2 protein-coding genes and 4 pseudogenes are annotated in these 6,683 nt (G+C 42.1%); 3 read left to right on the forward strand and 3 right to left on the reverse strand.

The genetic code is table 11. From position 1 onward, the window contains the following. Window positions 1-357: 357 nt before the first annotated feature. A pseudogene (ltrA, locus tag QUA70_RS27600) lies at window positions 358-2,227 on the reverse strand (group II intron reverse transcriptase/maturase); the annotation flags it as partial. 613 nt (window positions 2,228-2,840) lie between these two features. Here ltrA and QUA70_RS27605 point away from each other — a divergent pair. Next, window positions 2,841-3,887 (forward strand): annotated as a pseudogene (locus QUA70_RS27605) (ISAs1 family transposase); the annotation flags it as partial. Between the two features lie 226 nt (window positions 3,888-4,113). Then, window positions 4,114-4,764 (forward strand): annotated as a pseudogene (locus QUA70_RS27610) (transposase); the annotation flags it as partial. Window positions 4,765-4,774: 10 nt separating this feature from the next. Here QUA70_RS27610 and QUA70_RS27615 read toward each other — a convergent pair. Beyond that, window positions 4,775-5,359, reverse strand: a complete 585-nt coding sequence (locus tag QUA70_RS27615; protein WP_333336301.1) for an IS630 family transposase — start codon at window positions 5,357-5,359, stop codon at window positions 4,775-4,777. After that, window positions 5,347-5,844, reverse strand: coding sequence for a helix-turn-helix domain-containing protein (locus tag QUA70_RS27620; protein ID WP_333336299.1), 498 nt, complete (start codon window positions 5,842-5,844; stop codon window positions 5,347-5,349). The genes QUA70_RS27615 and QUA70_RS27620 overlap by 13 nt, the downstream gene beginning before the upstream one ends. Before the next feature lie 64 nt (window positions 5,845-5,908). On the opposite strand from QUA70_RS27620, the pseudogene QUA70_RS27625 reads away from it, so the two are divergent. Next, a pseudogene (locus QUA70_RS27625) lies at window positions 5,909-6,607 on the forward strand (transposase); the annotation flags it as partial. Between the last annotated feature and the right edge of the window lie 76 nt (window positions 6,608-6,683).

Here is a 6,683-nt window from a genome sequence, read left to right on the forward strand (position 1 = left end):
ATCTAGGGAGTAGGGTTTCATTTTTCTCTTTTTTACCACCTCTCCTATTGTACCTAATTGTTAAGCAAAGTGCTGTATTGTACTTGACAAAACGCGCAATATCTAGACCTAGGCATTCAGTCAGCAGCGGTTCTATAATGTTGCTGCATCTTTCGTCACGACTGGTGAGGATAAGTCAATGGAAAAAGGATTCGCTTCTGTGGTATGTACGAAAAAATCAGAACCCGGGCAAAACGGATCCCAACCCATCTCCGTCCAAGACTTACAAGCGAGCTTCTCAACTTATTTTGATGACTTACCAGACCCGAGAGTTGAGCGAACCAAACAACACCTACTCAAAGACATTCTATTAAACTCAGCGAGACTGTCACCAATCCCGCTGGTCTTCAAAACCGTGCATGAGACTTTCACCTCACACGGCTCCTCAATGCTTTGGTGCTTGTTACGCATACCTCATTGTCCATTTATCATCGACTTTTTCAAGTTTTCTGGTGGACTTAGGCTTGGCACTATTGCAGCCAGATTGGTTGCCGAGACTGCCATCGATAGCTGTCTTTGTGTCGTGGCAATGTCTGTGAAGGAGTTGCCAATTATCGTAAGAATCCTTTCCACCTTGCGATTTAGGGATTCTGTGGTCAATTTCCATCACATCGTTTTCACGGAAAAACAATCCACAGTGGGTACACTTCCCTTTTTGACTTTTCAGGAGTTTCGATACCCTACTTGGCATTTCTGGGTTTTTACCCATTCTTGTACTCCAATAAACCAGATTCCCGTCGTATGGAGACGATTCGCCTTTAACTTTTATATGTCGCACTATTGGAGTGTCGGCATGGTCTAGTAACCGAAGTGAGGTTTATCCTTCCTTCTTGGTTGCGAATACCCAGTTATCACCGTTTAGAGGATGCCAATATTTCTTTGCCACCCATTCCCCATTCTTTGAGGGGTGACGGCGTTTTGCCCAAGCTCTTAACTTTTGGTACATGAGGTCATCGATGTCTGAGTAAGCAACCTTACTTACTACAGTCGCATAGTAGTTAGCCCATCCCCGGATAATTGGGTTTAAATGGCTGATTAGCGACGCTTGTGGTGCTGCCTTGTGGGCTTCAATAACTCTAGCGATTTGGTCGTAATGTACCTTTTGCTTCTGCTTACTTGGGGTGATGATTGTCTTAAAACCTTGTTTTGAGTGATACTTTCCTACTGGAAATTGTTGTATCTTGAACCCTAGGAAGTCGAATCCTGGGTTTTCTTGCTCATACTGGTTAAGGGTGTGGGCAAGTCTCGTTTTAGAAGGCTTAAGTTCCAAGTTCATGCCTTTTAACCATTCGGAGATAATCTCTTTGCATCTTTGAACAACAGTTATGTCTTCGTGGAGAATCACGAAGTCATCGGCATAACGAATCAGCCTAAGACTATTACGGTTATCCCTTTTGCCTTTGCCGCTTCTAGTAGGCAATGTTTCTGCAAACTGTTTAATTCGTTCTTCCATCCCGTGGAGGGCAATATTTGCCAGTAATGGAGAAATAACCCCACCCTGTGGAGTACCCTCAGATGTTGGAAACAACTGCATAACATCCATCACTCCCGCTTTTAACCATGCACGAATCTGTCGGCGAATGGTGGGGAATGTATTTAATTTATTGAGCAGTGCTTCATGGTTAATCCGGTCGAAACATTTAGTTATATCGGCATCAAGCACATATTTAGGCTTTTTACTGATGCTTGAAAATATAGCCTCGACTGCATCTTGGCATGAACGTCCAGGTCTGAACCCGTATGAGTTAGGTTCAAATCGCGCTTCCCATTCTGGTTCTAATACCAGTTTGACAAGTGCTTGCAAGGCTCGGTCTTCCATTGTAGGTATGCCTAATGGTCGTTTCTCTTCCGTCCCAGGCTTGGGAATCCATACTCGCCTAGTCGGACTAACTTTAGACCCCAGTTTTATATTATTTACTAACTTTAAACGTGCTGCTGGGGATAAGGATTTAACTCCGTCCACTCCTGCCGTTTTCTTGCCAGTATTATCCTGGGTTACTCTACGAACCGCTAACACCTTTGCTGACCAAGACTTCATCAACGTCTTTTGGAGTCTGCGTATTGCTTTCACATCACCACGTTGAGAGGCTTGAAAAATTCTCTTTTGGAGCTTATAAACCTTACGTTCTAGCTTTCGCCAGTTGACTTGGTTCCATTCTACCGTAGTCTTTAAACTCGTTTTAGACATTTTTACTCACTACTTGAGACTTTCCCTTCCAAATCATCGTGAGTCCGTCTGCATATCCTGGGCATTACCCCAGGCTTTTAAGCTTCTGACCCAATCTTTCCTACTCGTTGCATACGGTTAGCACCTACTACAGGGATTCGACCACCTGAGAGCAGACGAGAGGTTATCTCGTTCCGAATGACCATACTGTGTACCTTTAGAGTGATGTTATTCGCCGGGTTTATCGGAAGTGCTTGTTGGTCAAATTACAACTTGCCAACTCCTTTTATCCTGTGCCTTTTGGCTCCAGCGCATTAAGCCTTATTTCGCTGGTTCATGGTAACGACGATTCAAACACATCTTCAAGCCGAGGCTTTACTCATGGGTACTTTTGCTCAATGCTTACCGACTTAGGCTGTCAGTAGTAACATCTTTTCTCCCCGCTTTACGGATTGATGGCTAGTCGCTACCGTAGGGGAGATGCTTTCACCGCTGCACCTGCGGGGTAGGATTTGAGTGTTCTAGGGTACTGATTCTCACCTACATGGTCATTCAGTTGTCAAGGTTCTGTTCCTTGCGGCTAATCCCCCTAATCCTTTATAGGACTGGTTTCTAGCCAACGATACGCACTGTAATTACCATATTAGCTGTCATCGCCGGAGCTGATGGGTGGGAAGACATAGAAAATTATGGGGTTAGCAAGCAGAAATGGTTGGAGGAATTTTTAGAGTTACCAAATGGAATCCCCAGCGATGATACATTTCGTCGGGTCTTTGAAAAGCTAAACCCGAAAGCTTTAGAACAGAAGTTATCCCAATGGCTTCAGCAAATCATGGGTGCAGTTTTCCAAGAAATCATCCCGATTGATGGCAAAAGTTTGCGAGGTTCTTATGACGCCTGAGAAAGGTTTAAAAAACCTACATTTAGTCACAGCTTGGGCAAGCGAACAACGTTTGGTACTCGGGCAAGTCAAAGTTGAAGACCATTCCAATGAAATCACAGTGATTCCTGCCTTAGTGGAATTAATCGACATTGCGGGAGCGATTATCACCATTGATGCGATGGGAACTCAAACCGAAATTATCTGACTTATTAGCCAGAAAAAAGCTGATTATGTCGTAGCATTAAAAAGCAAGCATCCCACTCTTTACACTAAGCGTAAAAAACTGGTTTGAGACCGCAAGAACTTAGCAATTCGTGGGAATTGAAATCCGTTATGACTCCCGAACCGAAAAGGGACATCATCGCGTCGAAAGCCGAAAAGTTTGGGCGGTACCAGTGGCCAAACTCGGAGGACTTTACAAACAAGAACAGTGGGCAAATCTACGCACTATTGTAATGGTCGAAAGAGTTCGTCATCTTTGGAATAAAACCACTTATGAGGTACAGTTTTACCTAAGTTCGTTACCAGTAGATGCTAAAGCGGAATGGTCGTGCTATTCGTAAACATTGGGGCATTGAGAATCAAGTTCATTGGAGTTTAGATGTGACGTTCAATGAAGATAAATGCCGTATTCGTTCGTTAAATAGCCCTCAAAACTTGGCTCTGGTCAGACGGATGGCGTTGAATGCTGTCAACAAAGAAACAACTCTCCAGCGTAGCTTGCGACAAAAAAGAAAACGGGCTGCGATGAACAATGACTATATGATGCAGATTCTCAAATGCTTTTGTCAAGCATGATTGAGCTGCTCTTACCCTGCTCCAAAAACTCCATTTATTACCTTACGTTTGATTGAAGTTCGTTCCGGTAAAATTTGGCATTCTTATTTGACAAGCGTGCTAGATTGGGCTTGCTGGATAAGTGCAGAAAGGTTACACGGCCTGGTTATGCGATCGTGCGAGCGAGAAAAGTGTGCAAGATAAACAGGTAAAATAGTACAAAACCCTTGCATCACCCAGTGCGATCGTGTACAGAAAAGCTGAGCTTGCCTCAAGTCCCGCATCCGAGTTTGAACTGCCGTTTGGAGGAAGGTTGTCATCAGACAACCGTTGGGTAAAAATGGCCGAACTAATTCCGTGGTCAGAATTTGAAGCAGAATATGCTGAAAACTTCCCCACAGAAAAGGGGGCACCAGCCAAATCATTTCGGATGGCATTGGGAGCATTAATCATCTAAGAAAAACTCTTAATTAGCGATCGCGAAACAGTAGAACAGATCCGGGAAAACCCCTATCTACAATACTTTATTGGTCAATCAAGCTACAGTAACAAGCTACCCTTTGACCCATCTCTATTAGTTCATTTTCGGCAAAGAATTAGTCCGAACCTAATTAATAAAGTCAACGAACGAATGGTTGAAAAAATCCGCTCCATCAGCCCAGTTAAACCGGAAAAAAAAAAGGATTCGGACGCCCAAAATGAGTCACCCAATCGCGGAAAATTAATCATAGATGCAACCTGTGCTCCAGCCGATATTAGTTATCCGACCGAGTTAGGACTATTAAATGGAGCCAGAGTTCATACAGAAAAAATTATCGACATTTTGTATAAACAAATTAAAGAAAAAACTACTAAAAAACCAAGAACATACCGTAATCTAGCGAGAAAAGACTACTTATACCATTTTCCTAAATTCCTGCTACAGATAAACCCTCTAATATGAATGGATATCCCGTCAAGGAAGCAATCACTTCGTTAGTCAGCTTTTTTAACTCTTTTTGCACTGTCTCTCTCAATTCTTCTATACCATCAAATCTCAACCATTTCAATTGTTCCTTGATATACCCCCACAGCCTTTCTATTGGATTCACTTCCGGACTATAAGCCGGTTGAAACAGTAAAATCACGTTTTCTGGTATACTTAGGTTCAATGAACAATGAAATCCTCCATTGTCTAGTTGAATTATATGCAAATCATCTGGATAAGCGGTGGCAAATAGCTCCAAAAACTTCTCAAAACACACTGTGTCTAGATGCGTAAATTCATAAAAAAATCCCTCTCCTGTTTGAGGTTCTACTACTCCATACAACCACAGATATATAAAGTCCCATTGCACTGCTCCGTGAGGCTTAATGCCTTTGCCAGTTAATTTCCTTCTTTGAATTGTGTGTAGCCCCATTCGACTTTCTTCTTGGCTCCAATATCGAATTTTTTGCCATTGCTTTAAAAATCTCTCACTTTGACTCAGGCTGGCTTTTACTAAGGATGGCAGTTTTTTTTAAATTCTGCTACTGCACCTTTTTTCTGTTTTTCACTCACGGGACGCGGCACTTTTAATTTCCCTTTGAGTCGATATCTTGCCCACTGATGTACTGTTCGATATGCCACTTTTACTTCACAGCAACTTGTCAACCATTGATGTACTTCTTTGTAGCTACTAAATCCTTCGGGTTCTTGTAATTCTTTTGATAATCTATCTACAGTTTCAGGATTCATTATTCTTGGTCTTCCCGAACGAGGTTTCTGCAATAATAATTCTTCGATTCCCCCCGAACGATAACTAGACAACCATCTTTGTATTGTGGTACGATGTTTCCCTAACCGCACAGCGGCAGATAATACAGTTTCTACCGTTTGGGTTTTGAGCCAATACAGAACTTGCAGTTTTTCGTAGCAAGTCACATCTTTCTCTTTCCTCAGAAGAGCTTTCAGTTCTTCTTCTGTTTCCCGAATTTCAATTTTGACAACTCCTGACATTTTTCTTCTTTATATTTGGGTACTAATTAACAAAAAAGACACCTACTAACTGTAGCACTATTTTAGGAAATTGGTATTAGCAGTAGCGAAACAAAGACGACCCACCCAAACTAAAAAAAGACAGGCAATTAAAAAACAACTTCAATATATCAAAAGAAACTTAGCTCATATTGAACAGCTAATCGATTCAGGTGCGACCCTAGAAGGTCTGAATAAAAAGCAGTATAAAACCTTGCTAGTCCTCACAGAAGTCTATCGCCAACAGCAATGGTTGTTTGACAACAATAAACAGAGCATTGAGGATAGAATAGTAAGTTTAAGCCAACCCCACATCCGTCCCATAGTCAGAGGAAAAGCCGGAAAACGCGTAGAATTTGGAGCTAAAATATCAGCGAGCTGCTTTGAAGGATATGTATTTTTAGACCGGATGAGCTGGGACAATTTTAACGAATCAGGAGACTTAAAAGCACAAGTAGAAGCCTATTATAAATTTACAGGACACTATCCTGAATCAGTTCATGCGGATCGAATTTATCGTACACTCTTAGAACCGAGCTTGGTGTCATGAAAAACGCATTAGAATCAGTGGGCCACCCCTAGGAAGACCCCCATCCCATGTCAGCAAAGAAAAAAAGAGGCAAGCGTTGGAAGATGATAGAATTCGCAATGCTATTGAGGGCAAATTCGGGGCTTGCGGAAACGAAGATTCGGGCTCAATCGAGTGATGACAAAACTTGATAATACTTCACAAACAGCTATTGCTAAGCTGTTGCACATTTAAACTGTGATACAAGCATTGCCCTTATTTTTGATTTTGCGACCCCATTTAATTATTAATT

The organism is Microcoleus sp. LAD1_D5, assembly GCF_036702115.1.
GTDB lineage: Bacteria > Cyanobacteriota > Cyanobacteriia > Cyanobacteriales > Microcoleaceae > Microcoleus.

Coding starts and splice junctions, on each gene's coding strand:
- QUA70_RS27620 (WP_333336299.1), bottom strand. CDS start 5,844: ATGTCAGGAGTTGTCAAAATTGAAATTCGGGAAACAGAAGAAGAACTG.